18 protein-coding genes and 3 tRNA genes are annotated in these 26,973 nt (G+C 66.1%); 13 read left to right on the forward strand and 8 right to left on the reverse strand.

Annotated features, from left to right (window positions below; all coding sequences use genetic code 11):
- Positions 1–3,915, forward strand: coding sequence for an ATP-dependent RNA helicase HrpA (gene hrpA / locus QZ994_RS07915; RefSeq protein WP_290870693.1), 3,915 nt, complete (start codon positions 1–3; stop codon positions 3,913–3,915).
- Between the two features lie 42 nt (positions 3,916–3,957).
- Positions 3,958–4,034, forward strand: a tRNA-Pro gene (locus QZ994_RS07920).
- A gap of 80 nt (positions 4,035–4,114) precedes the next feature.
- On the opposite strand, the gene QZ994_RS07925 is transcribed toward QZ994_RS07920, so the two are convergent.
- Entirely contained in the window at positions 4,115–4,786 is a 672-nt protein-coding gene (locus QZ994_RS07925; RefSeq protein WP_290870698.1) for a PEP-CTERM sorting domain-containing protein, read from the reverse strand.
- Positions 4,787–5,131: 345 nt separating this feature from the next.
- On the opposite strand from QZ994_RS07925, the gene QZ994_RS07930 reads away from it, so the two are divergent.
- Complete coding sequence (locus QZ994_RS07930; protein WP_290870700.1) at positions 5,132–6,433, forward strand: MFS transporter; 1,302 nt, start codon at positions 5,132–5,134, stop codon at positions 6,431–6,433.
- A 7-nt stretch (positions 6,434–6,440) separates the two neighbouring features.
- Here QZ994_RS07930 and QZ994_RS07935 read toward each other — a convergent pair whose 3' ends face one another.
- Positions 6,441–6,650, reverse strand: a complete 210-nt coding sequence (locus tag QZ994_RS07935; RefSeq protein ID WP_290870702.1) for a heavy-metal-associated domain-containing protein — start codon at positions 6,648–6,650, stop codon at positions 6,441–6,443.
- Between the two features lie 177 nt (positions 6,651–6,827).
- On the opposite strand from QZ994_RS07935, the gene QZ994_RS07940 reads away from it, so the two are divergent.
- From QZ994_RS07940 to QZ994_RS07950, 3 genes are all read left to right on the forward strand, one after another.
- Positions 6,828–9,197, forward strand: a complete 2,370-nt coding sequence (locus tag QZ994_RS07940; protein ID WP_290870730.1) for a cation-translocating P-type ATPase — start codon at positions 6,828–6,830, stop codon at positions 9,195–9,197.
- A 79-nt stretch (positions 9,198–9,276) separates the two neighbouring features.
- A tRNA-Arg gene (locus tag QZ994_RS07945) sits at positions 9,277–9,353 on the forward strand.
- Between the two features lie 101 nt (positions 9,354–9,454).
- Positions 9,455–10,114: a hypothetical protein gene (locus tag QZ994_RS07950; protein ID WP_290870705.1), complete on the forward strand. Its 660-nt coding sequence runs from the start codon at positions 9,455–9,457 to the stop codon at positions 10,112–10,114.
- Positions 10,115–10,135: 21 nt separating this feature from the next.
- Here QZ994_RS07950 and QZ994_RS07955 read toward each other — a convergent pair whose 3' ends face one another.
- Positions 10,136–10,906, reverse strand: coding sequence for an oxepin-CoA hydrolase, alternative type (locus tag QZ994_RS07955; protein ID WP_290870708.1), 771 nt, complete (start codon positions 10,904–10,906; stop codon positions 10,136–10,138).
- Positions 10,907–11,047: 141 nt separating this feature from the next.
- Between QZ994_RS07955 and QZ994_RS07960 the strand changes: the two genes are divergently transcribed.
- A complete protein-coding gene (locus QZ994_RS07960) occupies positions 11,048–13,204 on the forward strand; it encodes a hypothetical protein (protein ID WP_290870711.1) in 2,157 nt (718 codons plus the stop codon).
- 33 nt (positions 13,205–13,237) lie between these two features.
- On the opposite strand, the gene QZ994_RS07965 is transcribed toward QZ994_RS07960, so the two are convergent.
- From QZ994_RS07965 to lptF, 4 genes are all read right to left on the reverse strand, one after another.
- Positions 13,238–14,209, reverse strand: coding sequence for a CysB family HTH-type transcriptional regulator (locus QZ994_RS07965; protein WP_290870714.1), 972 nt, complete (start codon positions 14,207–14,209; stop codon positions 13,238–13,240).
- A 65-nt stretch (positions 14,210–14,274) separates the two neighbouring features.
- Positions 14,275–14,691, reverse strand: a complete 417-nt coding sequence (locus tag QZ994_RS07970; RefSeq protein ID WP_290870716.1) for a CbiX/SirB N-terminal domain-containing protein — start codon at positions 14,689–14,691, stop codon at positions 14,275–14,277.
- 9 nt (positions 14,692–14,700) lie between these two features.
- On the reverse strand, positions 14,701–15,876 hold the full coding sequence (gene lptG, locus QZ994_RS07975) for an LPS export ABC transporter permease LptG (protein ID WP_290870717.1): 1,176 nt from the start codon (positions 15,874–15,876) through the stop codon (positions 14,701–14,703).
- Positions 15,873–16,976 (reverse strand): LPS export ABC transporter permease LptF, encoded by a 1,104-nt coding sequence (lptF, locus tag QZ994_RS07980; RefSeq protein WP_290870718.1) that lies wholly within the window; start codon positions 16,974–16,976, stop codon positions 15,873–15,875. The genes lptG and lptF overlap by 4 nt, the downstream gene beginning before the upstream one ends.
- A gap of 41 nt (positions 16,977–17,017) precedes the next feature.
- Here lptF and QZ994_RS07985 point away from each other — a divergent pair, with 41 nt between their 5' ends.
- The 5 genes from QZ994_RS07985 to QZ994_RS08005 all read left to right on the forward strand — a co-directional run bounded on the left by QZ994_RS07985 (position 17,018) and on the right by QZ994_RS08005 (position 20,888).
- Positions 17,018–18,592 (forward strand): leucyl aminopeptidase, encoded by a 1,575-nt coding sequence (locus QZ994_RS07985; RefSeq protein WP_290870720.1) that lies wholly within the window; start codon positions 17,018–17,020, stop codon positions 18,590–18,592.
- Between the two features lie 6 nt (positions 18,593–18,598).
- On the forward strand, positions 18,599–19,033 hold the full coding sequence (locus tag QZ994_RS07990; RefSeq protein ID WP_290870722.1) for a DNA polymerase III subunit chi: 435 nt from the start codon (positions 18,599–18,601) through the stop codon (positions 19,031–19,033).
- Entirely contained in the window at positions 19,030–19,563 is a 534-nt protein-coding gene (locus QZ994_RS07995; protein ID WP_290870724.1) for a hypothetical protein, read from the forward strand. Before QZ994_RS07990 ends, QZ994_RS07995 begins: the two co-directional genes overlap by 4 nt.
- A gap of 46 nt (positions 19,564–19,609) precedes the next feature.
- Positions 19,610–20,770, forward strand: coding sequence for a branched-chain amino acid ABC transporter substrate-binding protein (locus QZ994_RS08000; protein WP_290870726.1), 1,161 nt, complete (start codon positions 19,610–19,612; stop codon positions 20,768–20,770).
- Positions 20,771–20,798: 28 nt separating this feature from the next.
- Positions 20,799–20,888, forward strand: a tRNA-Ser gene (locus QZ994_RS08005).
- Between the two features lie 48 nt (positions 20,889–20,936).
- Here the strand turns inward: QZ994_RS08005 and QZ994_RS08010 are convergent.
- Positions 20,937–22,196 (reverse strand): pitrilysin family protein, encoded by a 1,260-nt coding sequence (locus QZ994_RS08010; RefSeq protein ID WP_290870728.1) that lies wholly within the window; start codon positions 22,194–22,196, stop codon positions 20,937–20,939.
- A 754-nt stretch (positions 22,197–22,950) separates the two neighbouring features.
- Here QZ994_RS08010 and QZ994_RS08015 point away from each other — a divergent pair.
- Positions 22,951–26,973: beta strand repeat-containing protein (locus tag QZ994_RS08015; RefSeq protein WP_367172274.1), on the forward strand; the 4,023-nt coding region annotated here is incomplete at its 3' end.

Consider the following 26,973-nt stretch of genomic DNA (forward strand, 5'->3'; position numbering starts at 1 on the left):
GTGTCGTCTCCCACGCCCGTCATCACCTTCCCCGAATCCCTCCCCGTCAGCGGCAAGCGCGACGAGATCGAAGCGGCCCTGCGCGAGCACCAGGTGGTCATCGTCTGCGGCGAAACGGGCTCGGGCAAGACCACGCAGCTGCCCAAGATCGCCATGCAGATGGGGCGGGGCGGCTGGGGGCAGCCCCGTGACCCGAATGCGCCTCGCCACCTGCGCCCCAAGCTGATCGGCCACACCCAGCCGCGCCGCATCGCCGCGTCCAGCGTGGCCAAGCGCATTGCCGAAGAGCTCAACACGCCACTGGGCGAGGTGGTGGGCTACAAGGTGCGCTTCCAGGACCGCATCCAGCCCGGTGCCAGCGTCAAGCTGATGACCGACGGCATCCTGCTGGCCGAGACCCAGGGTGACCCGGACCTGCGCGCCTACGACACCATCATCATCGACGAGGCCCACGAGCGCAGCCTCAACATCGACTTCCTGTTGGGCTACCTGCGCCAGCTGCTGCCTCGCCGCCCCGACCTGAAGATCATCGTGACCTCGGCCACGATCGATGCGGACCGCTTCGCGCAGCACTTCGCCTCCAGCAAGGGCCCAGCGCCGGTGATCATGGTCTCGGGCCGCCTGTTCCCGGTCGAGCAACGTTACCGCCCGTTTGAAGAAAGCCGCGAATACGGGCTGAACGAGGCCATCTGCGACGCCGCCGACGAACTCTGGCGCGAGGGCAGCGGTGACATCCTCGTCTTCCTTCCCGGCGAGCGCGAAATCCGCGAGGCCGCCGACCAGCTGCGCAAGCACTTTGCCCACCACCGTGTGCAGGCCAAGATCCTGCCGCTGTTTGCGCGCCTGAGCCAGGCCGAGCAGGACGAGGTCTTTCGCACCGGCGGTGGCCGGCGCATCGTGCTGGCCACCAACGTGGCCGAAACCTCGCTCACCGTGCCCGGCATCCGCTACGTGATCGACTCAGGCCTGGCCCGGGTCAAGCGCTACAGCTTTCGCAACAAGGTCGAGCAGCTGCAGATCGAGCCCATCAGCCAGGCCGCCGCCAACCAGCGCGCAGGCCGATGCGGCCGGGTTGCCAACGGTGTCTGCATCCGCCTGTACGAAGAAAAGGATTTCACCGGCCGCCCGCGCTTCACCGATCCGGAAATCCTGCGCAGCTCGCTGGCCGGCGTGATCCTGCGGATGAAGTCCCTGCACCTGGGCCTGGTCGACGACTTCCCCTTCATCGAGCCGCCCCTGCGCAAGGCCATTGCCGACGGCTACCAGTTGCTCAACGAGCTGGGCGCGGTCGACGACCTCAACGAGATCACGCCCCTGGGCATGACCCTGGCCAAGCTGCCGCTGGACCCGCGCGTGGGCCGCATGATCCTCGAGGCCAAGGACCGCCAGGCCCTGGCCGAGGTGCTGGTGATCGCCGCCTCTCTGAGCGTGCAGGACGTGCGCGACCGCCCCATCGACCAGCAACAGCAGGCCGACACCAAGCACAAGCAGTTTGACGACGAGCGCTCGGAGTTCATGGGCACCATCAAGCTGTGGAAGTGGCTGGATGAGTCGCGGGGCGGGCATGGGCACCACGAACCCGGTCAGCCTGAGCAACACAAGCTCAGCCACCGCAAGTACGAGCAGCTGCTGCGCGACAACTACATCAACCCGCGCCGCGTGCGCGAATGGAAGGATGTCTACAGCCAGCTGCACACCGTGGTGGCCGAGCACAGCTGGCGGCTCAACGGCAGCCCCGCCACCTACGAGCAGGTGCACCTGTCCTTGCTCTCGGGCCTGCTGGGCAACATCGGCTGCAAGAGCGACGACGAAGACTGGTACCTGGGCGCGCGCGGCATCAAGTTCTACAAGCACCCGGGCGCCAACCTGAGCAAGAAGCCCGGGCGCTGGATCCTCGCGGCCGAACTGGTCGAAACCGCGCGCCTGTTTGGCCGTGGCATTGCCAACATCGACCAGGCCTGGCTGGTGCAGATGGGCGGCCACCTGCTCAAAAAGCAGCTGCTCGATCCGCATTGGGAGAAGAAGGCCGGCGAGGTGGTCGCCCTGGAGCGCGCCACCCTGTATGGCCTGGTCATCTACAACAACAAGCGCATCAACTTTGGCCTGGTCGACCCGAAACAGGCGCGCGACATCTTCATCCGCGAAGCCCTGGTCGGCGACGAATGGGAAACTCGCTTGCCCTTCCTGGCGGCCAACCGCAAGCTCATCGCCCAGGTCGAGCAGCTGGAACACAAGTCCCGCCGCCAGGACGTGCTGGTCGACGATGAACTGATCTACGCCTTCTACGACGCCCAGATCCCGCCCGAGGTGATGAGCGGCGCCAGCTTCGAGCGCTGGTACAGGCACGCCGCCCGCGAGAATCCGAAGCTGCTCTACCTGAGCCGTGAAGAGCTCATGCGGCACGAGGCCGCCGGCATCACCAGCAGCGCCTTCCCCAAGGTGCTGCGTGTGGGTGGGGTCGATTGCACCACCGCCTACCTGCATCAACCAGGCGACCCGCGCGACGGCGTGACCGTGACCGTGCCCATCTTTGCGCTCAACCAGGTCAGCGATGAAACCGGCGAGTGGCTGGTGCCTGGCATGCTGAAAGACAAGGTGCTGGCCCTGGTCAAGAGCCTGCACCAGAAGCCCCGAGCCCGCCTGGTGCCGCTGCCCGATTACGCCCAGAGTTTCGTGGACGAGGCCGAGTTCGGGAAAGGCAGCCTCATGGAGGTGTTGCTCAAGGCCGTGCGCGACAAGACCCAGCTTGACGTGAAGCGTGCCGACTTCAAGCTCGACACCCTCTCGCCCCACCTGTTCATGAACTACCTGGTGGTCGACGAGCACGGCCGCCAGCTGGGCATGGGCCGCAACCTGCCGGCGCTCAAGGCCGAACTGGGTTCCCTGGCCCGTGGGGCCTTCCAGGCCCTGGCTGCGCTCAAGGCGCAGACCGTTGTGCAGTCGGTGGCACAGGCTGTTGCGCAGGCCCCGGAGGGTGCTCAGAGCGCGGCCAAGCCGCCCGTTGATGCGAAGGCGCCGGTGCGCACTGCCGCATCACCGGCCAAGGGCGCGCCCAAGCCTGCCGCTGCGCAAGCCCTGACCGACTGGACTTTCGGCGAACTGCCCGAGCTCATGGAGATCTCGCGGGGTGGCCACACCCTGATCGGTTTCCCCGCCCTGATCGACAAGGGCCAGCACGTCGAGATCGAAGTGTTCGACGAGCCCGATGTGGCCGCCGCCCGCCACCGCGTGGGCCTGCGCCGCCTTGTCGCCCTGCAGATCCGCGAGCCGCTCAAGTACCTCGAGAAAAACATCCCCGATCTGCAGAAGATGGCGATGGCCTACATGCCCCTGGGCACCATTGAAGAACTGCGCGAGCAGATCATCGACGTCGCACTCGACCGCGCCTACCTCAACGACCCCTTGCCCAAGGACGCGGCCAGCTTCAAGGCGCGGGTGGAAGAAGGGCGTACTCGCCTGAACCTGATTGCACAAGAGGTGGCCCGCCTGGCCGGTGGCATCCTCACCGAGTACGCCGCGGCCGTGCGCAAGCTGAAAGACGCCCGCCCGCCCAAGGACGTGGCCGACGACGTCACGGCGCAACTGCAGCGCCTCATGCCCAAGCGCTTTGTGGCGCAGACGAACTACGCGCAGCTGCAGCACTTCCCGCGCTACCTCAAGGGCATCACCCTGAGGCTGGACAAGCTCAAGGGCGACCCCGCCCGCGATGCCCAGCGTCTGGCCGAACTGCGCCCGCAGGACCAGCGCCTGGTGCGCCGCCTGGCCGAGCTCAAGGGCACCCACGACGCCCGTCTGGACGAGTTCCGCTGGCTGCTGGAAGAACTGCGCATCAGCCTGTTCGCGCAGGAATTGCGCACGCCCCAGCCTGTCAGCATCAAGCGCCTGGAGAAAGTTTGGACGCAAATGAGCCACTGAGGCGTTTTTGCGTTCAATCTCGGGTTAGAATCTAAGTCTTGTCGGGGCGTAGCGCAGCCTGGTAGCGCATCTGCTTTGGGAGCAGAGGGTCGTGAGTTCGAATCCCACCGCCCCGACCATTCATTCAAAAGCCAGCAGGTTTGCGCCTGCTGGCTTTTTTCATGTCTGGCTTCATGTATGGCGCGTTGGCGCCCAAGTCTCAGGTCTGCGAGCCCGCGTTGGCCGATTTGCGCTTTGCGGCCACGATGCCGCACAAACCCAGGCCCATCAGGGCCCATGTGCCTGGTTCCGGAATGGCCGGTGTGGTGCCGCCACCGTAGACCACGTCGTCGATGGCGACGATGTCATTGCCCGTGAACACCGTGAGCGAGGTGATCAGCTTGCCTGGGTTGGAAAAGCCGACGAAAGCTGTTCCGCCCTTGTAGGGGTCCCCGCTGGGCAGGCTGATCGACTGGCTTTCGCCATCGCTGAAGGTGATGGTGCCCGTGGTCAGTTGCAGACCCGAGAAAAAGGCGCCGAAGTAGCTGATGCCTGTGTCGAAGGTGAAGGTGGCGCTGCTGCCCTGACCGGACAGCAGCAGAAACCGGCTGCCACCGGCCGTGGTGTTGAAGCCGCAAAAGGCAGCCGCGCAGGTGGCGTCGTTGGTGACGGCGCCACCCGCGATGCCCAGGCCGGTGAGGCTGGATTCGAAGTCCAGGCGGACCCCGTCGTTCACCGCGGCCAGGAATGAGGCCTGGGCCGCAGCCGACTGGGTCCCCACCACCCCGCTGCCTTCGTCAAAGCCGCGCCAGGTCTCCAGGGCGGCCTGGGCATCCAAGCCGAGTGCGCCGAGGGTGGCAAGAAGGGAGATCAATCGGGTGGTGCGGCGCATGGCGGTTTTCCTGGGGGCGGACGGTTCACGGCCGTGAGAAGGCGAGTGCCCGGTTGCCGTGAGGGTGCCGGGCGGCCTGTTCGGTACAGCTTTCTGCGCGTCGGCGCAGGCCATGGATGCAGTAACGAAGTGTAAGCAAGTGGCCGCTGCCATGGCATCACCGTGGTTCGGGGGCGATGGACGCGCCCGAAGACCCTGGGTCGCGCCAAGTGTGACAAATCACCGCTTGGGCACGATCCCTTGTTCTGGTTTTGCTGCTTGCAGCGCGCACGGAAATGGGCGCGTCGCTTGTCGTGTTTTGTTCAAGTGTGGAACAGTAGAGGGCTGTCTGTCAGAAAGTCCCCCATGTCCTTCTTTGCTGCCCAGTCTTTGGGTGTGATGCGCCATCGCCCGTTCCGCTATTACGTCTCCGGGCGCTTCCTGGCCACGCTGGCCGTGCAGATGCAGAGTGTGGCCATCGGCTGGCAGATTTACGACATCACCGGCAGCGTGCTGGACCTCGGTCTGGTTGGCCTGGCCCAGTTCCTGCCGTTCCTGCTGCTCATCCTGCCCGCCGGGCAGCTTGCAGACCGCCTCGACCGCCGCCGCATCGTCACCCTCTGCTATGCGGTGAACCTGTTGTGCGCGCTGTTGCTGCTGGGCTTCACCTTGGGTGGGCTGCGTGTGGTCTGGCCGGTCTTTGCCGTGTTGGCGCTGTTCGGCGCCTCGCGGGCATTCAGCATGCCGGCCAGCCAGGCCATCGTGATCAACCTCGTGCCCAAGGTGAGCTTTGGTCAGGCCGTGGCACTGAGCTCCTCGTCCTTCCATGTGGCCGTGATCATCGGGCCGATGCTGGGCGGTCTGGCCTATTTGGCCGGTCCGCTGGTGGTCTACGGCGCGGTCGCTCTCCTGCAACTCCTGGCGGTGGCCTCGATGGCCCGCACCGGCCGCAGCCAAACGCCGGCCAGCAGCCAGCCGGCCACCCTCGGCTCGGTGCTGGAGGGGCTGCGCTTCGTGTTTTCGCGGCCCATCATGCTGGGGGCGATCTCACTGGACCTGTTCGCGGTGCTTTTCGGTGGCGCCACGGCCCTGTTGCCCGCCATCGCGCGCGACGTGCTGCATGCCGACGCCACCGGCCTGGGCCTGCTGCGCAGCGCGCCGGCCATCGGTGCGGCCCTGACCACGGCCGCGCTGGCCGTCTGGCCGATTCGGCGTCAGGTGGGTAAGTGGATGTTCGGCGGCGTCGCCGTGTTCGGGCTGGCCACGGTCGTGTTCGGCTTGTCGCACAGCCTGCCCTTGTCGCTGCTGGCCTTGCTGTGCATGGGCGCTGGCGACATGGTCAGCGTCTACGTGCGCCACATCCTGGTGCAGTCCGAAACCCCGGATGCCATCCGGGGCCGGGTCAGCGCCGTGAGTTCGGTCTTCATCGGGGCGTCCAACGAACTGGGCGAGTTCGAGTCGGGCCTGACCGCCGGCTGGTTCGGGCTGGTGCCCGCTGTGGTGTTCGGTGGTGTGGCCACGCTGGCCGTCACCGCCCTGTGGATGGCGGGTTTCCGCAGCCTGCGCACGCTCGATGGCTTCCCCGATCCGGTGGCGCCCGCCTCAGCGGATCGGCCTGCTGAGGCGTCGGCGCCCGCTGGCGCGCAAGCCAAATCGCAGGCGCGGTGAGCCGTCGTCAGGCCAGCACTTCGTAGCCTTCTTCCAGGATCGCGCCGGCCGCTGCGTCCCGGCTCAGGGTCGTCTGCACCCTGACTTCGCCACTCGGCAGGTCGATGCTGACCTGGGCCTGCCCGTCGAGGGCCAGAAGAGCCTGGGTCACCGCCTTGACGCAGTGTTGGCAGCTCATGCCCTTGACCAGGATCTGATGGGTGTTGATGTCGCTCATGGTGTGATCTCTCGGATGGCCCCAGATTGAACTCGGATCTGTCGAACCGGGCGCACAACACCCATACTGCCATCATCCAGGCACCTGGGGATATCCCGGGCCTTGCCTTGTCCGTTTGGACCAGGCTTGCTGCCACGGATGCCGGTGTTTGATGATTGTTGGAGACCGCCTTTGTCCCTGCCCGCCGCAAAGCCATCTGACGAAACCGAAATCCCCCTGCTGACGGCCGCGGCCGATGTGCAACTCGCCGTGCGGGGCATGACCTGTGCGGCCTGTGTGGGGCGGGTCGAACGTGCGCTGCGCAAGGTCGAAGGGGTGGCCGATGCCCAGGTGAACTATGCGACCGAGGTCGCCTCAGTGCACTGGCGAACCGGTGCCCCGCCGAATGCGACCCAGGATGCGGCGGGGCTGGTGGCGGCGATCGAGCGTGCCGGCTACGAGGCCCATGTGCAGGCCGACGATGCCCCGATCGCCGAACCGGTGCAGCCTTGGTGGTCCGTCTGGGGGGCGGCGTTGCTGGGGGCGGCGGCCAGCCTGCCCTTGCTTCTGCCCATGCTCTGGGGGGATCACCACTTCTGGCCGGCCTGGGTGCAGTTTGCGCTTGCCACCCCGGTGCAGTTCCTGTTGGGGGCGCGTTTCTACAAGGCGGGCTGGGCAGCGCTCCGGGCTGGCAGCGGCAACATGGACCAGCTCGTGGCCCTGGGCACCAGCGCCGCCTGGGGCCTGTCGTGCTGGCTCTGGTGGCGCCATGGTCAGGATGCCCACGTGAGCCACGGTTCCCTCGCGGCCCACGATGCCGCGCCCGCGCTCTACTTTGAGTCCGCGGCCGTGGTGATCACCCTGGTGCTGCTTGGCAAGGCGCTGGAAGCGCGGGCCAAGCGCGAGACCACGGCGGCCATCCGGGCCTTGCAGGCACTGCGTCCTGCCACGGTGCACCGGCTGGGGCCACAGGGCGAGGTGGATGTGCCCCTGGCCCAGGTCGTGGTGGGCGATCAGGTCGTGGTGCGTCCCGGTGAGCAGATCCCTTGCGATGGCACGGTGCTGGAAGGCGCAAGCCACGTCGACGAGGCCATGCTCACGGGCGAGCCCTTGCCCGTGCCCAAGCTCCAGGGGGCGCACCTCACCGGCGGCTCGGTCAACGGGGAAGGGCGCCTGCTGATGAAGGTGTCCGCGGTGGGCGCCCAGACCATGCTGGCGCGCATCATCCGCCGTGTGGTCGAAGCCCAGGCCAGCAAGGCGCCCATTCAGCGGGTGGTCGATCGGGTGTCGGCCATCTTCGTGCCCCTGGTCTTGCTGGTGGCCCTGGCCACCGGGCTGGGGTGGTGGTGGTTCGGCCTGCCTGGCGAGCAGGCGCTCATCCGGGCCGTGGCCGTGCTCGTGATTGCCTGTCCCTGTGCCCTGGGCCTGGCCACGCCGGCCGCGATCATGGCCGGCACGGGCGCGGCGGCTCGCCAGGGCATCCTCATCAAGGACCCCGAGGTGCTGGAGCGTGCTCGGCGCATCGACATCGTGGCCTTCGACAAGACCGGCACGCTCACGGAGGGCCGCCCGACCCTGAGTCGCTGGGAGCCTTCGCCGCGCTCTCCGCTCATGGCTTCGCAGTTGCTGCAGGTCGCCGCGGCCCTGCAGTCGGGCAGCGAGCACCCCCTGGCCCGAGCCGTCATCCATGCCGCGAAGGGGCAGTCGGGTGGGCAGCCGCCCGTCCTGCCCGAGGGCTGTCTGATGCAGGGGCTGCATGCCGAGCCCGGACAGGGCATCCAGGGGCGGATTGCCGTTGGGCACCTGGCAGGTGACTGGTGCCTCGTCAGCACGCGCGGTCTGCTCGCGCGCTGTGGCCCCGATCAAAGCCTGCGTCGGGGCCTGACACAGGATGCCGAAACCAGCTGGCGGGATGTGGCCCATACCCTGGCCAGTGAGGGCGCCACGCTGTCCTGGCTGCTGCACGCGCCCAAGGCAGGCGAGTGGCATCCGCTGGCCTGGATGGCGTTTGGTGACGAGGCCAAGCCGGATGCGGCGGAGGCCGTCAGGCGCCTGCATGCCATGGGGGTGCGCATCGTCATGCTCTCGGGCGATAACCGTGGGGCGGCCCATGCCGTCGCGCGGCACCTGGGCATCGAACAGGTCATCGCCGAGGTGCTGCCCGGAGACAAGGCCGACCACGTGCACCGCCTTCAGCAAGGCGAGGGTGGCGTGCGCCGCACCGTGGCCATGGTGGGCGACGGCCTCAACGATGGTCCGGCTCTGGCTGCGGCCGACGTGGGCATGGCGATGGCCAACCCGTGCGGCGGCAGTGACGTGGCCTTGCAGGCGGCGGGCGTCACCCTGATGCGTGGTGATCCGTTGCTGGTGCCGGCTGCCCTGGCCATCTCGCGAGCCACCTCCAACAAGATCCGCCAGAACCTGGTGTGGGCCTTTGCCTACAACCTGATCGGCATCCCCCTGGCCGCCATGGGCGGGCTGAACCCCATGCTGGCCGGCGCGGCCATGGCGCTCAGCAGCATCAGCGTGCTGGGCAATGCGCTGCTGCTCTCGCGCTGGCGGCCCTGATCGGCACAGCGGCCCGATCGGGCATGTGTGGCGGCTTGCCACGGTGGTCTGGGCGCCGTGCCTTAAACTCGGGGCCTGGCTGTCCGTAGCTCAACTGGATAGAGCAGCTGCCTTCTAAGCAGCAGGTCGGGGGTTCGAGTCCCTCCGGACAGGCCACAACTCAGGGAATCCGACGTGCTTGATCGACGCATCAAGCGGAGGGCACTCGGGTAGACTGGTCTGAAGATGTTCTGGTCTCGACTTCCCGCCTGCCTCGCATGTTCGACGCCCTCAAGCGACTGATCGGCCCCTCCACTGCCTCCGGCCACGAAGGCGAGACGCTGGCTGCCTGGGCCAAGGTCGATGGGCTCGTGTTCAAGCGCGTCAAGGACAAGTCTGCCGGAGGGGGCTACGTTGTCGAGTCCAGCCGAGGTTGGCGCGTCGAATGGGGTGCCAGCCAGCGCGTCTACATCCACGGCCCCGAACTCCGTTTCCGCTGCGACACCGGCATCCCGTCCGATGTGCAGTGCATTCTGCTCACCAAGGTGCTGGCCCAGACGCTCGAGTCCGACGTCTTCAACCGCTACACCAACGCGATGCAGACCCAGATCGACCACACCCTGCCTGACGAGATGCGCTGGCTCGCCATGCACCCCCGTGTGTCGCTGGCCGTGGCCCCGGTGCTGGCCAAGCGCTTCGCGCTGTTCACCAATGCCGAGCCACTGACCCAGCGCTGGCTGGGGGCCGAGGTGGTGCAATGGCTCGAAGAGGCCGCCCAGACCTGGTGGACCGATGCCCTGGTGCTCGTGCTCACGGTCAACCGTGGGATGCTGACCCTGCGCATGAGCGGTCGTCCGCTGGAGTCCAGCCAGTTGCACCTGGTTGGCGCGCTGTTCGAGCGGGTCGCCCTCCGTCTGAAGGAAGTCGGGCACGGTTGAGTCGGGCGAGGGCCCGTTGCCTCATGGGGCACGCCGTCCCAGAAAGTGCGCGATCGCCTCGCCTGCCTCGGGGCGGCTCAGGTTGACGATGAAGTGCCGCTGCTCGGCCTGCAGGTGCGCAGGCAGGTCGGTGTGGCCCGCATCATTGACGAGTTCCTTGACGCTGGCCAGGGTGTGCGCAGGCATGCTCGCCAGCTCATCGGCCCATGCCAGCGCCTCGTTCAAGGCCTGGCCCGCTGGCACCACCTTGTGGGCCAGGCCCATGGCGGCCCACTCTGCGCCGGTGTGCGTGCCCTGGCCCCAGAGCAGGGCCAGCGCCCGGTTGCGTCCCAAGGCGCGCGCCAGGTGCCAACTGGTGCCCCCGTCGGGCGAGAGGCCCAGCTTGCCGTAGGCCAGGGTGAAGCGGCTGCTCTCGCTGGCCACGACCAGGTCGCAGGCCAGGCTCAGCGCCACGCCGCCACCGGCCACCTGCCCCTCGATGGCGGCGATCACCGGTTTGGGAAAGCTGCGCAAGGCCTCGATCCAGTCATGAAAGGCGCCGATCTGTTCGGCTTGCAGCCCGATGTCGTGTTGTCGGTTGTGAGCCAGGCGCGTCAAATCGCCCCCGCTGCAAAAATGGCTGCCTGCGCCTTGCAGCACCACGGCAGACACATCTGGATTCGATTCCGCCATGTTCAAGGTTTCGATGCCGGCGGCATAAACCTGTGGAGACAGGGCGTTGCGGGTGGCTGGCCCCGAAAGCGTCATCAGGAGGGTCGGTCCGCGTCGGTCGGTTTGCAGTTCGGTGCTCATGGCATCAGGTTTCAAATGTCAATTGCCAGGGTGTAAAAGTACTGAGATGTAACCGATTCAGCGGTCTGCTCGTTGTTTTCGCCACCCAGGATTTGAATCGCTTCATGCTAGAGTGAAATATCGGCCCTCTGATACACCCTTATGAATAAATTCAAGAAGGTGTCGGCCCTGGTTCTCGCTGGAACGACGCTCATGTTGGCGTCGGGGGCATCCCACGGCTTGGGCTTCGGTCGCCCCTCCAGCCGCGCCGTTCTGGGCGAAAAACTGCAGTTCCAAGTCCCGCTCCGCCTGGAGTCGGGCGAAGACGTCACCAGCGATTGTCTGGTGGGCGACGTTTACCTGGGTGACGACAAACTCCCCTCCGGTTCGGTGTCCGTGTCCGTCCAGCGTCCGCTGGGGGGAGATGCCGTGCTGTCTGTCCGCACCCTGGTCGCGGTGAACGAACCCGTGGTCACCCTCTACCTTGTGGCAGGTTGCCAGGCCAAGGTCACCCGCAAGTTTGTGGTCTTTGTGGACCCCCCCTCCGTGACGGCCCCCAATGCGGGCTCTGACACGCTGCCTCTGCTCGCGGAATCCGTTGGCGGAGGTGATCGTCCCTCGCCTGTGGTGGCAGCCAGGCCCGCCAAACGCGTGCCCGCCAAGGCGCCCGCATCCGATGCAAAGGGCAAGCTGCCCTCGGGCGACACCCCGGTCGACGTGGCAGCGGCTCCGCGTCAGCCTGGTGCGGCGCGGGCTGCCGGCCCAGGCATGTCGCCCGCCTTGGGTGCCGCATCGGCGAGAACCGCTGCGGCACCGGCCTCCAGGGCCTCGAGCAGCGGTCGCCTGGTGCTGGACCCCGTGGAGCAGGACGCAACCGTCATCCCGAATCTGCAGATGAGTTCGGCCCTTGGCGCCAGCGCGGTTGCAGCGGACGACAGCCCCGAAGCCAGGACGCGCCGTGCCGCCGCTGCGGCCCTGTGGCAGGCGCTCAATGCCTCGCCCGAGCAGATGGCCCGCGACCGCCAGCGCCTGACCGAACTCACCGAGCGACTGGCCACCTTGCAAAAGGAAGCGCAGGAAGCCCGTCAGGCCATTGATGGCCTGCAGGCCCGTGCGCGCGAGGCCGAGTCGAACCACGCACCCAACTGGTTGACCGCCGTGTTGGGCGGCGGCTTGCTGGCGGCCCTGGGCGGCTGCGCCTTCTTCTATCAGCGCCTGCGCCAGCGCCACGGTGCGACGCGCTGGTGGCACGCCGAGGCCGTGGGCATGGCGTCTGCCGACACCACGACGTCGGCCGAACTGCCGCGGCCTCCCGAAGAGGCGCCATCGCGCCAGGCCGAGCCCGTGGCGGCCGTGCCAAGTTTCACGGGCGTGCCGTCTCGCATGAGCGAACCGGCGCCAGCGGTGTTCACGCCGGTGGGCCAGGGGCGCTCCGTTGTGGGGCAATCCTCCTCTGACGGCCTTGCTTCGCCCACCGTCACCGCCTCGGTGGCGGCCATGGTCGGCCAGCCTTTGGAGGCTGCGCCGGATGCGCCTGCCCCTCGGATGGCGCGCACCGAGCCCCTGCGTGAGGTGTCCGTTGAAGAGCTGATCGACCTGGAGCAGCAAGCCGAATTTTTCGTCGTGCTGGGCCAGGACGATGCCGCCATCGACCTGCTCGAAGGCCATGTGCAAAGCACCACCGGTGCCAGCCCGCTGCCCTTCCTCAAGCTGCTCGAGATGTACCAGCGCATGAACCGCCGTGGTGATTACGAGCGCGTGCAGGCTGCGTTCAACGAGCGCTTCAATGCCTATGCACCGGCCTGGGAGTCGGACCTTCAGCAAGGGCACAGCCTGGTTGATTACCCGGGCGTCGTCGAGCGTCTGCAGAGCCTGTGGGCGTCGCCGCACAATGCGATGGACGTGCTGGAGAAATCGCTTACGCGTCCGGATCACGATGCCGAGACCTTCGACCTGCCGGCCTACCGTGAACTGCTGTTCCTCTACGCCGTGGCGCGAGACCTGTCCGAGCGCGAGTCAAAGGACCGCGAGGCCGTTGACCTGCTTCTGCCTGTGGCCGAAACGCCCAGCGGTCTGTCGCTGGGCGAGGACAACGAGGTCGAGCCCTTGATGGCCACGCGCCCGGTCAAGGCCCATCCTGAGGTCAGGCCGAGCATCAGCCTGGATTTGCAACTCGACGACATCGGTGTGTCCGAGCCGACGCAGGCCTACGGTGTCCGGCCGATCGTCACGGGCAACCTCGCGTCGCCGCACAGCAACGAGATCGAGTTCGAGCACATCGACATCCCGACCTCCGACACACCGCCCCCCCGGGTTTGAGTCTGGCGCACCAGGTGCCAGGCGATCGGGGCTTCAGAGCCCGTCGTCCTGGTTCTTGCCGCCGCCAACCGGGGCCTGCATCGCCTGTTGGATCAACTGCTTGCTGAGGCGGTCGGAGATCAGTTCCGCGAAGGTCAGCACGAACTGCCTCAGGTAGGCGCCGCGCTTGAAGGCCAATCTCGCCAGGTTGGGCCCGAAGAGGTGGCCCACGGGGCGCGACACCAGTTCGCTGCCCGGCGTGCCCATGGTCGGGTCGTCCCTCACGGCCATCTCGGCCACCAGGCCGATGCCCAGCCCCAATCGCGTGTAGGTCTTGATCACGTCGGCGTCGATGGCCTCCAGCACCACATCGGGCGAGAGCCCACGCTGCGCAAAGGCCTGATCCAGCCGCTTGCGACCGGTGAACGACGGGTGGTAGGAGATCAGCGGCTCGGCCGCGATCTGTTCCAGCGTCAGGCGCGGCACCTGGGCCAGCGGGTGCGTGGCGGGCATCACCAGCACGTGCTGCCACTCGTAGCAGGGCAGGCTCACCAGGTCAGGGAAGTCGCTCAGGGATTCGGTGGCGAGGCCGATGTCGGCGGTCTCGTCCAGCACCCATTGGGCCACCTGCTCCGGCGTGCCCTGGTGCAGGCTGATCGCCACCTTCGGGAAGCGCTTGCGCAGGGCTGCCACGGGCTCGGGCAGGACGTAGCGTGCCTGGGTGTGGGTGGTGGCGATGGACAGGGTGCCGGCATCCTGCATGGCGTATTCGTCGCCAATGCGCTTGAGGTTGCCGAGTTCGCGCAGGATGACGTCGATGGACTTGAGCACCTGCTGGCCGGGCTCGGTCACACGCTTGAGGCGCTTGCCGTGTCGCACGAAGATGTCGACGCCCAACTCCTCTTCCAGCTCCAGGATGGCCTTCGAAATGCCGGGCTGCGAGGTGTGCAGGGCCTTGGCGGTTTCGGTGAGGTTGAGGTTGCGTCGCGCCGCCTCGTAGACAAACCGGAACTGGTGAAGGTTCATGGGGGATCCTGTGTCGGCAAGGGCCGGGGGCGGATGCCGGCCTGGGCAATGAAGCGGTCAGGCGTTCAGGCGGCTGCCTGGGCCGTGCCCTGGGCCAGCTGCCAGGCCGATTCGGCCAGGGCCTGGATCAGCAGCTCGGTTTCACCCACCGCGGCGCTGAGCTGCCACGCCACCTGAGGATGGGCCTCGCCCAGTTCGCCCAGCAGGCGGGGCAGGTCTTTGCGCACATGTCCACCGGCGCCGAGGAACAGGGGCACCACGGTCACGCGGCGGCAGCCCTTGGCCGCCAGGGCGCTGCCAGCGGCGATCAGGTCCGGACTCATGAACTCCAGGAAAGCCAGCACCACCTCGGTGCGGTCCCCGCTGACGGCATCGGCCGCGGCGGCGCGGCTGGTGAGCGCGGCGGCGGCAGCTTCGAAGGGGCGGGCCCAGGCCGGGTCGCGGGCGCCATGGGCGAAGAGGAGGATGCCTTGGTGGTTCATGGTTTGAGCTTAACGGTAGCGCACCAGCCAGACAAACACGCTCATCGACAGCAGCAGGTAGACGGCGCTGGGCGCGGCGGCGGCCAGCCAGGGCTGCCACTGGTGGAGCAGGCCCAGGTGGCTGCTGATGTGGTTGACCAGCACGAAGCTGATGCCGAGCATGATGCCGCCGAAGATCTTCAGGCTCATGCTGCCGGCGCGGGCATGCAGGTAGGCGAAGGGCAGGGCGAGCGCCACCATCACGAGGCAGACCAGGGGATAGAAGGTCTTTTTCCAGAACTCGATTTCGTAGCGCTGGGCCGCCTGCGCATTGCTGGCCAGGTGCTGGGTGTAGCGCCACAGGGCGAAGGTCGACATGGTCTCGGGCGGCAGCACCGAGGCCGAAACCACCAGGGGCGTCAGGCTGCTGACCCAGTCCAGCGTGGCGAGTGGTGTTTCGCGCACCACCTGGCGACCCTCGAACACGGCGGCCTCGTCCAGCACGTCGTGGGTCAGCCAAAGGGTGTCGACCACACCCTGGAGGTGCCAGACCGAGCCGGTCGCGGAGGTCTCGGTGGGGCCGCTACCCATGGCCTCGATGTGGGCCTTCTGGGCGCTGAGTCGGCGCAGCAGGCGGCCTTGGGGGTCGAATTCGAAGATGCGCACCTTGCCGAACTCGCCTTGGCTGTTGGCTGAACCCACATTGACCGTGATCAGGTGCGTTTCGCCCGAGGGGGTGGCGCGCCGTTCGCGCAGCCAGGTGCCGCCCGAGCCCAGGTTGAGCCCTTGCCGTTTGCTGAACTGGGCCTTGTGCAGGGTGAGTTGCTGCTCTGACCAGGGCACGTACCAGTTGCCCACGAGCACCATGAGCAGGGCGGCGAACGCGCCCAGCGTGCCCAGCAGGCCCAGTGCCCGTGCCGGGCCCAGTCCGCCAGTGCGCAGGATGGTGAACTCCGAGGTCTGGGCCATGCGGGCCAGTGACAGCGTGCTGCCGATCAGCAGGGCGATGGGGAAGAGGTCGTAGAAGTGCTGCCCTTGCATCAGCAGGCAGGTGACCAGGGCCCGGGGCAGGGTGTAGCCATTGCGACCCAGGTCCTGCAGTTCGTCTACCAGGTCGATGAAGAAGAACAGGGCCGAGAAGGCCAGCACGACCATGCCGACGTAACGGACGACCGTGCTGAAGATCAGCTTGCGAACGGTCTTCATGCCTGGGCTCCCTGTGCCTTGCGTGGCGAGGCGGGGGCGCGCTGGAAGACGCCATCGCGCCAGCTGATCAGCAGCAGCGCACCGAAGGTCAGCCCCCCGTGCACCAGCAGCAGGGCCGGCGCCCACTTCATCTTGCCCTGGGTCACCCAGGTTTGCGTGAGGCTGAGCAGGTTGAAGTAGACGACGAAGAGCAGCACCGCGTAGACCAGGTTCCAGCTGCCGTTGCGCCGGGCGTTGCCGGCGGCCAGACTGAGGCCGGCCAGCACCATGTTGAAGGCGGCCCAGATCAGGCCCAGGCGCCACACCAGTTCCCCTTTGGCTTCCTTGCTGCGGGTGAAGAAGAGCGCGGGCGTGCTGAGAGAGCGCAACTCGGTGGCCACGTTGTCCGGCCTGACGGCCTCGCCCACCAGCAGCCTGGCGGTCGCGAAGCGGGAGACCGTGACCTCGCCGTTGACCAGGTTGGTCTGGGTGCGTTCACCCTGGCTGAGCAGCAGGTAGCGCAGCCCGTTTTCAATCAGCACACGCCCTTCGCGTGCCGTCACGACCGACTCGAGGCCCTTGTCCGTGAGCACCATGAAGACGTTCTTGCCCGTCTCCATCCCGTCGGAGTGGCTGTCGATGAAGAACACGCGCTTGCCATCGGCCGAGCTCTGGAACTGGCCTGGCGCGACACGGGCCATGTCGGAGCGCTTCTCGAAGCGCACCTTGAGCAGCTGGGTCTGGCTCTGTGCCCAGGGGCGCGCGACCAGGGTGCTCAGGGCCACGAGCGCAATGACCGGCCAGGCCATGCGCAACAGCGGCTTGAGGAAGCTGAACTGGCGTGCGCCACTGGCTTGCCAGACGACCATTTCGCTGTCGCGCCAAAGGCGGCTGAGCACCGTCACGACCGAGACGAAAAGGGCCAGGGCGAGCAGGACGGGCAACTGTCCGACCAGGGTGTAGCTGAGGATGAGGCCGACGTCGGCGGGCGCGAAGGCACCCCGCGTGGCCTGGCTGAGCACGCGGATGAGGACCATGGTGAGGACCACGGTCAGCAGCACCACCAGCGTGCCGATAAAGCTGCGCCACAGTTCACGGCGCAAGGAGGAATCGAATAACATTGTTCTGATCAATCAACCTGTCCATTATGGACGTGCACTGCATGGACTACCGCTCCACCGTGGCCCACGGGCCCGCTTTGTCCCAACTCAATGCCGATGCGCTCCTGCTGGTGTTGACCGAATCCCAGGCCACCACGGCCGACCCGGTGCTCGATCAGATCGCGAAAGACGCCATCGCCGCCGGTGACTTCGCCCTCAAGGCAGGCAAGAGCCTTTACGTTCACCGCCCCGCCGGCGTGAAGGCGTCGCGCCTGGTGCTGCTGGCTGCAGCCGATGCCACGCCGAAGGCCTTCAAGGCCGCCGTGGTCAAGGGTCTGGCCCACATCAAGGACCTGGGTGTGGCCCATGCCGCCATCGCCACGGGTGCGGGCATTGCCCTGACCGCAGACCATGCCCAGTCGCTGGTGCTGGCCGTGGCCGATGCCACCTATGTGTACCGCCACACCAAGCCCAGTGCACCGAAGCCGGGCCCGCTCAAGAAGCTGACGCTGGCGAGCGTCGAGGCCGATGCGGCGGGCATCAAGGCCGGTCTCGGTCTGGGGCAGGCGCTGGCCGAGGGCGTTGCCCTGGCGAAGGAGTTGGGCAATCACCCGGGCAACGTCTGCACCCCCAGCTTCCTGGCCAGCGAGGCGAAACGCCTGGGGCGCGAGTTCAAGCACATCAAGGCCGAGGTGCTGGAGCGCCCCGCCCTCGAAAAGCTGGGCATGGGCTCCTTCCTGTCCGTCACCAATGGCTCGGTCCAGCCGCCCAAGTTCATCATCCTGCGCTACAACGGCGCCGCCGCCAGCCTGGCCCCGCTGGTGCTGGTGGGCAAGGGCATCACCTTCGATTCGGGTGGTGTCTCCATCAAGCCCAGCGCGGGCATGGACGAGATGAAGTACGACATGGGAGGCGCGGCCAGCGTGCTGGGCACCTTCCGTGCGATCGCCGAACTGAAGCCCAAGGTCAACCTCGTGGGCCTGATCCCCAGTTGCGAGAACATGGTCAGTGGCGCGGCCACCAAGCCGGGTGATGTGTTCACCAGCATGTCGGGCCAGACCATCGAGGTGCTCAACACCGATGCAGAAGGTCGACTGATCCTGTGCGACGCGCTGACCTATGCAGAGCGTTTCAAGCCTGCAGCCGTGATCGACATCGCCACGCTGACCGGCGCATGCGTGGTGGCCCTGGGGCACCAGCACAGCGGCCTGTTCTCGGCCGACGATGCCCTGGCCGACGCCTTGCTGCAAGCTGGTCAGCGCTCGCAGGACACCGCCTGGCGCATGCCGCTGGACGAAGAATATGGCGATGGCCTCAAGAGCAACTTTGCCGACATCGCCAACGTGGGTGGGCGCGAGGGCGGTGCCATCACGGCCGCCGTGTTCCTGAGCAAGTTCACCAAGGCCTACCGTTGGGCTCATCTCGACATTGCCGGTTCGGCCTGGAAATCGGGTGCGGCAAAGGGTGGCACTGGTCGCCCGGTGGGCTTGCTGACCCGCTTCATCCTCGACCAGGCTGCGGCCGGCAAGGACGCCATCGCACCGCGCCCCGAGGCGGCCAAGGCCAAGCCCGCCGCCGGCAAGAAGGTGGCGCGCAAGGCCCCTGCGAAGACGGCCAGGTCGGCCAGCCAGGCCTGATCCCGCATGGGCAAGGTCGAGTTCCATCACGGCGTGCCAGACAAGCTCGCCTACGCCTGCCGCCTGCTGCGCAAGGCCTACAAGGCCGGTGCCCAGGTGGTGGTCACCGGTGATGCCACGTCGCTCAAGGCCCTGGACCGCCAGCTCTGGACCTTTGACGAGCAGGAGTTCGTGCCGCACGTGATGAGCACCCGTTCCGATGAGCTGCCGCCGCGCCTGCACGGCACGCCGATCTGGCTGAGCACCGACCCGGCTCAGGCGCCGGGCGAGCGAGGCGTGCTGGTCAACATCGGCCAGGACATCCCGGCCGGCATGGACCGCTTCCCCCGCGTGTTCGACGTGGTGTCGAGCGAACCGGTGGATCGGCAGGCAGGTCGCCAGCGCTGGAAGCAATACGCCGCCACGGGCTGGCAGGTTGAGCCGCACGAGGTCAAGGAATGAGCCAGGGTGCCCGCCCCCCCTTGCACGTGCCGACACTGACCGAGGTCATCGAGCTCCTGCCGCCTTCTCCCGTACGGGAATCCGGCATGCAGTCCGGAATGCCGACGCCTGCGCCGCAGCCAGACGCTGCGCCCATCGTCACGGCCGGGCTGGCTGCAGCGTCTCAATCGCGCGACTGGACGCCCATGAGCACCGTCGTGCTCGAAGCCCTGGACCAGCGGGATCTGCCGCCCATGGTGGTGCGCGATGTGCCCCTGGCACACCCTGCGCCGCCTCTGGTGAGCGAGCCCGTGAGCCTGCCGCCCGTGCCCGACATCACCGAGGCGCAGCTCGCTCAGCGGGTGCTGGGCGACGTGCAAAAACAGATCGATGGCCTTCTGGATTTTCGCCTTCGCGAGGCCATCGGCCCCATCCTGGCTCGTCACAGTGAAGCCCTGGTGCGAGACTTGCGTGAGGAGCTCGGGCGCACCATGCGAGATGTGGTGGCGCGCTCGGTTGCGCAAGAAATGGCGAAGCTTCGCCAGCGCTGATTTCTGATCCTTTCCCGACCCCTGTTCTCAACGAGTTGAGGTAGACATGACCCTTCGCTTTGCATCGTTCCTGAACCAGACTCGCCCGGTGGCCTTGGCCGCTGTGGCCCTGTGCAGCCTGGCTGGCAGCTTCTCGGCCCAGGCCCAGACCGTGGTCAAGATCGGCCACGTGGGCCCGGTGTCCGGCCCTCAGGCCCACTACGGCAAGGACAACGAAAACGGCGCCCGCATGGCCGTTGACGAACTCAACACCATGGGCGTGACCATCGGTGGCAAGAAGGTGACCTTCGAGCTGGTGGCCGAAGACGACGCTGCCGACCCCAAGCAAGGCACGGCGGCTGCCCAGAAGCTGTGTGACGCCAAGGTCAACGGCGTGGTGGGCCACCTGAACTCCGGCACCACCATCCCGGCCTCCAAGGTGTACAACCAGTGCGGCCTGCCCATGATCTCGCCCTCGGCCACCAACCCCGAGCTGACGACCCTGGGCTACAAGAACGTGTACCGCCTGCTGGCCAACGACAACGCCCTGGGCGCTGGTCTGGCCCACTATGCCAAGGACACCCTGAAGCTGAAGAAGGTCGCGATCATTGACGACCGCACCGCCTACGGCAAGGGTGTGGCCGACGTGTTCACCAAGACCGCCAAGGAACTCGGCCTGGAAGTGGTGAGCCAGCAGTACACCAACGACAAGGCCGTGGACTTCAGCGCCATCCTGACCGCCATCAAGAGCAAGAAGCCGGACGGCATCTTCTTCGGTGGCATGGACCCGCAAGCGGGCCCGATGCTGCGCCAGATGCAGCAACTGGGTCTCACCAAGGCCTATCTGTTTGGCGGTGACGGCATCTGCACCGACAAGCTGATGGAACTCTCCAGCGGTGCCAAGACCCTGGGCAATGTGGTATGCGCTGTCGGCGGCGCTTCGCTGGACAAGCTGCCTGCCGGCAAGGCCTGGCGCGCCAAGTACGACGCGAAGTTCCCTGGTCAGTTCCAGGTCTACTCGCCGTACACCTACGACGCGACCTTCGTGCTGGTGGACGCCATGAAGCGCGCCAACTCGGTCGATCCCAAGGTCTATGGCCCGAAGGTGTCTGACACGAGCTACCAGGGCGTGACCGCCAAGATCGGTTTTGAGGCCAATGGCGAGCTGAAGAACCCCGCGATGACGCTGTATGCCTACAAAGATGGCAAAAAGGTTCCTCTGAACTGAGGAAATTCAGGCTAGAATAGCGGTCTTCGGAGAGGTGGATGAGCGGTTTAAGTCGCACGCCTGGAAAGCGTGTGTGGGTTAATCCCCACCGCGGGTTCGAATCCCGCCCTCTCCGCCAGAAATGAACTAAGCCCTTGATTCGTCAAGGGCTTTTTTCTTTTGGGGGCTAGGTGCTGCTGTGGGTCAGCGCGCTGGCGAGTTGCCTCGCCGACTTGGCGCTGACACCCTTGCCGGTGATCGACAGCGCAGGCGGGTGAGCGAGCATCCGCACAAAAACGTCCCTCACCTCGTCTGCACGGATGTCGTTGATCAAGGCGATCGTTTCGTCCAGGGGCGTCACTTCGCCATGGGTGACAAGCTCCTCGACGGCTCTCTCCATCGTGGCGAAGGGCCTTTCGCTGGCGCGAACGCGGGAGACCGCCAACTGGTTCTTGGCGCGCTCCAGATGGACCGGGTCCGTGGCCGTGGCCTGCTCACGCAGCAGGGCGCCGGTGGCCTGAACCAGGGCCTCCACCTTGTCAGGCGTTGTCACCGCGTGCACGACGAAATTGAGCCAGGCGTCTCCGCTGTCGATCGACGAATCGGCCGTGTAGGCCAGGCCGAGCCGTTCGCGCACGGTGTCGACCAGCGGTGCCGACATCCCGCCGCCAAACAGGTTGGCGGCCAGTCCTGCAGCCAGGCGCCAGCGCTGCGCCGACGTGCCCTCGGGGCCCTGGGATGGCAGCGGGTAGGCGATGTGGAGAAAGACCTGCGACACCTGCGTGAAGCGCCGGGCCACGCTCTGGCCTGCATAGGCGGCGGGTGCGTTGGCTCCAGATTCGGTTGAGGCCGCGACGCCGTCGGCCGAGGTCGGCATGGCAGAGAAGAGCGCTTCGGCGCGTTGCAGCCACGCGTCCACGTCGAAGTGGCCCGCCGCGGCGACGATGGTCTTGTGCGCCACGTAATGCCGCTTCACATGGCGGATCACGTCGTCACGGGTGAAGCCCTCGATGTTGGCGATGGTGCCGATCACGGGCATGCCCATGGAGGCAGGGCCCCAGATGGCTTGATCAAGCAGCACGCTGGAGCTGTCTTCGGGATCTTCGTCGTACTCGATGGCTTCCTGGCGGATGACCTCCAGCTCGCGCTGCAGTTCGTCCTCGGGGAAGGTGCTGTGGAGCACGATGTCGGCGGTCATGTCGAGCAGCTGCTGCGCGTGCTGACCCAGACCGGTCATGAAGTAGCCGGTGCTGTCTTTGCCCGTGTAGGCGTTGACGTCGGCGCCCAGCCGCTCGGCATCAAGGTTGATGGCCTGCACCGAACGCGTGGTGGTGCCTTTGAAGGCCATGTGCTCCAGCACGTGGCTGATGCCGTTGGTGGCGGGTGTTTCGTCGCGTGAGCCGACGCGCAGGAACACCCCGACGCTGGCGCTCTGCACGTGCGCCATGGGGATGGCCAAGAGGCGCACGCCGTTCGGAAGTGTGCGGAGGATGGGGGCTGGGGGCAGGCGAGTGTGATGCGCGGGTCTCATGCCGCATTGTCGCCGTGCTCTGCGTCTTTGTGCCTCTGATCAGAGGGTTTCAACCGCGTAGACCTTGCGTCCGGCGCCGCGTCTGGTCTGCCGGTGATTGGGTGTGCGCTCCGATATTCGAAGCGAGGCGGGCAGGCAGGCGGGGTGATCCGGCTTGCGGGTTGGATGAGTGTTTTGAGTATTGCCGCGATTCGCTGTCGACTGTTATTTTTAATAGGTCTTGGAATGTGATGGGATTGAATATCGGCGTGGGCATTTGTTGTGCTCTGTGGTCATGTGCTTTGTTGACCTATCAGAACTTGTAGTTGTTGTCGTTCTGCTTTCGTGGTTGCTTTCGAAATAACGTAATCCCTTATTCTTTTGCTTTCTTGTTTTTGCAATCTTCATCAATTAAGAATGATGAAAATGCATCTTTTGATGTCAAAATTGTCGATTTGATGCTTGATGGTGTGTCCTGTTGTGGTGCCTGTATGACTTTTGGCATGGGTGCGTCGATGTAGTATCCGGATGATGATTTGTGTGAATTGATTAATGAATTGACAGCTTTTCGGGATCAGGCCTGATGGACCCGAAGACAGAATGAAGATGCGCTGAGCGCCGTCTGTTTTCGGATTTGTGGCTGTGGAAGCGCACTGTTGCGACGGGTGTCGCGCTTCATGGATAACGTGTTATGAACAAGTCGCTTGCATCGATCATTCACACCATTCCAGATTCTGGTTTCCTGAATCTGGACGTGCCCCGTGGCGCTGTGGCCAAGACGGCGGTGGTCGGGACGGACATCGTGCTGGTGCTCACCGATGGCACCCAGCATGTGCTGCGCGACATGGCGTTGAAGTTGATGACCGACGCGAAACTGAAGTTGGTGTTCAGCGACGGCAGCATGAGCGCCACCGATCTCTTCGGTACGGTCGGCAAGGTGGCGTTCACCGATGTGGCCTCGTTGATGGCTGTGTCTCCATCAACGGACGAGGCATCTCAACCCTTGCCTCTCAAGGCCGTGGGGGCCGGGAGCGGTGGAGGCGGCGCGGAGGGTGCTGCCGTGTCCGATGCTGACGTGTCGTCTGTGTCGACACCAACGGCCAGCCTCGATGGGATTGCCGTCCCTGATCTGAGTGGCAAAGAGCTTGGCAAATCCGAGTTCAAGGGGGACGGTTCATCCACCCCCTCCCTGTTGGTGGTCGAGCAAACCGGTCAAGGCTCCTCGTCCTCAGCATCGGGCGGTTCGCATTCACCTGCGCCGACGCCGACTGCCGATTCGATCTCCATCGGTGTCGTGGCGCTCAACGTTGTGGGTCAGACGACGGCCACCGACGCCGATGGTGTGACGACGATCCAGGGCGGAGGGGGCAGCTTGCGCTCTGGCACAGACTCCTCGGCCGATGCGCAGTCCGAGCGGGAGGTCATCACTGGCACCGCCGGAAACGACAAGATCGTGGGAGACAACCCCTCCGTTGTGGGAACAGGTTGGGTGCGTGCGGTGGAGCTCACCTTCAGCGGGCGCAGCACGGTTCAACTCACCACCGTTCAGTTGACGGGCATACCGAGCAACGTCACCGTCATTGGCGCGACCTTGTCTGGTGGCGTCTGGACGGTGACCCTGCCTGCGGACGCCGCATCGACTGGCAACACCGTCACCCTGCAGTTGCAATACGCGGTGGCGGCAGATGGTCAGGCCTTCACGCCGACGACCTTCGATATCCAGGTGACCGCCGTCGGGACGATGGACGGCGCCGCCATCAATGGCACCAGGACCATTCCTGTCGTGATCCGTGACGTGACCAGTGCCGACGACATGGTCTACAGCAGTGGCGGTGTATCGGGCGTGGTGCTGCCGGCCTATGGACTGGGTGACGAGATCCATGCTGGCGCAGGAAACGATGTGGTCACTGCAGGTGTCGGACACGACCTGGTGTACGGCGACTCCGGAGACGACACACTCGATGGTGGCGCTGGCAACGACACCCTGGTTGGTGGCGCGGGTGCAGACCGCTTGCTGGGCGGCTCAGGCAATGACACGGCCAGTTTCGCGGGATCCGATGCGGGGGTGTCAGTGGACCTGTCGACGGGCACCCTGACAGGGGGCGACGCTCAGGGGGACGTGCTGGACAGCATCGAGAACCTGATCGGGAGCGACCATGCCGACACGCTACGTGGTGATGCCGGGGCCAACAAGCTGATTGGCGGCGCGGGCGACGACACGTTGGAAGGGCGAGGCGGTGCCGATGCCTTGGTGGGCGGAGATGGATCCGACACGGCGTCCTACCTGTCGTCGACCTCGGCCGTGGTGGTCAGCCTGGTGTCTGGTGTCGTCGGAGCGGGGGGCGATGCAGAAGGCGACACGCTCACAGGCATCGAATCGGTCATTGGTTCCCGCTACGGCGATCGTCTCACTGGCAACGATGGTGACAACACGCTTGATGGCCAGGCGGGGGACGACCTGCTGCAAGGCGGTGCGGGTGCCGACGCGCTGCTTGGCGGGGCAGGCAGCGACACCGCCACTTACACAGACTCCACTCAAGCGGTGACCGTGAGCCTGGCCACGGGCGTCGGGACGGGCGGTGATGCCGAAGGGGACCGCCTTCAGGACATCGAGAACCTCATCGGCAGTGCGTACGCCGACGAACTCACAGGCAACGCTTCGGCCAACCGCCTGGAGGGCGGTGCTGGAGATGACGACCTCTATGGAGAAGGTGGCGCAGACACGCTGGTGGGGGGGGCTGGCAGCGACACGGCCAGCTACATCGGTGCCAAGGCAGCGGTGCGCGTCAGCCTGACGAGCCCGGCGACCAACACGGGGGACGCGGCTGGTGACTCGTTCGAAAGCATCGAGAACCTGGAGGGTTCCGAATTCAATGACGAACTCACGGGCGATGCCAACGCCAACGTGCTGTCGGGCGCACCGGGTGACGATGTGTTGCATGGCATGGGGGGCAATGACACCCTGATCGGTGGTGCGGGCGCCGACACGCTCGATGGTGGCGACGGTCTGGACACGGCCGACTACACCAACTCGAACGAAGCGGTTCAGGTTGATCTGAGCGGTGCCAGTGCGAACAGCGGCGGTGACGCGGTTGGCGATGTCTTCATTGGCGTCGAAGCGGTGGTCGGCAGTCGCTACAGCGACACGCTCATTGGCGATGCGGGCGACAACACGCTGGATGGCGGCCGAGGCAATGACCGGCTGGAGGGTGGGGCTGGTGCCGACAAGTTGATCGGTGGCGATGGCTTGGATATCGCCGATTACACCCACAGCACACAGGCGGTCTACGTGGACCTGGGGGCCGGCACGGCCACGGGTGGTGATGCGCAGGGCGACACGCTGACCAGCATCGAAGGCGCAGCGGGTACGGAGTTTGACGACACCTTGCTTGGCAGCAGCAGCGCGAACGTGCTGGAGGGCCTGGGCGGCAATGACCGGCTGGAGGGTGGAGCTGGTAACGATACCCTGAGTGGTGGCGCGGGCAACGATGTGCTGACCGGTGGCCAGGGGGCGGACCTCATCGACGGTGGAGTCGGCAACGACACGGCCTATTACAGCGCCAGCAGTCGCGCTGTACAGGTTGTCCTCAACGACAGTGGTGCCACGGTGGCCAGCGTCGGTGGGGATGCCGAAGGCGATGTCCTGACGGGTGTGGAAAACCTGATGGGCAGCAGCCTGGACGACACCCTCCGCGGCAATGCCCAGGTCAATCGCCTTGAGGGCGGCGCTGGGGATGACGTGCTCGAGGGGGCAGGTGGAGGCGATGTTCTGGTTGGGGGCGACGGGCAGGATACGGCCAGTTATGCCCATGCGGCCGGGGGCGTCACGGCCAGCCTGACAACGGGCGGTGGCACTGTGGGGGATGCCGCCGGTGATCGTTTCTCGAGCATCGAAGATTTGAGCGGCAGTGCTTACGGCGACACCTTGACAGGCGACAGTTCGGGCAACGTGATCCAAGGTGGGGCTGGGGATGATGTACTTGACGGGCGTGAGGGGGCCGACGTGCTCGACGGCACGGAAGGCAGCGACACCGCAAGTTATGCAGTGTCTGGTCAAGGCGTTGTGGTCAATCTCGCCTCGGGGCTGACAAGGGGGGGGGATGCAGCCGGAGATGTGCTGCTCAACATCGACAACCTCACGGGCTCGGCTTTCGCAGACACCCTGACGGGTGACGCCGGCGCCAACGTGTTGTTGGCCGGGGCCGGGGACGATGCGCTCGATGGTGGCGCCGGAGCCGACACCCTGGACGGGGGAGCCGGGCATGATCAGGTGAGCTATGCGGCTTCCACGCAGGCCGTTGTGGTCAACCTCAGTACAGGGCAGGGGCAGGGCGGTGATGCCCAAGGCGACGTTCTTTTGAACATCGAGGACGTGACCGGGTCGTCGATGTCTGACCAGTTGTCTGGCGATGCCGTGGGCAATCGCCTGGATGGTGGTGCCGGTGACGACACCTTGGAGGGGCGTGGTGGCGATGACACCCTGGTGGGAGGTGCCGGCAGTGACACGGCCAGTTACGCATCGTCTCAGGCCGCCGTCAATGTGAACCTGGCTTCGGGCGTGGCGTTGGGCGGTGACGCCCAGGGCGACAGTTTCAGCAGCATCGAGAACCTGCGGGGCAGCGCGCAGGCAGACACCCTCGTGGGAGACGCCGGCAGCAACCGGCTGGACGGGGGGGCGGGCGACGACCGAATGGAAGGCGGCCTGGGTGCAGAC

The organism is Aquabacterium sp., assembly GCF_021768455.1.
Taxonomy (GTDB): domain Bacteria; phylum Pseudomonadota; class Gammaproteobacteria; order Burkholderiales; family Burkholderiaceae_C; genus Aquabacterium.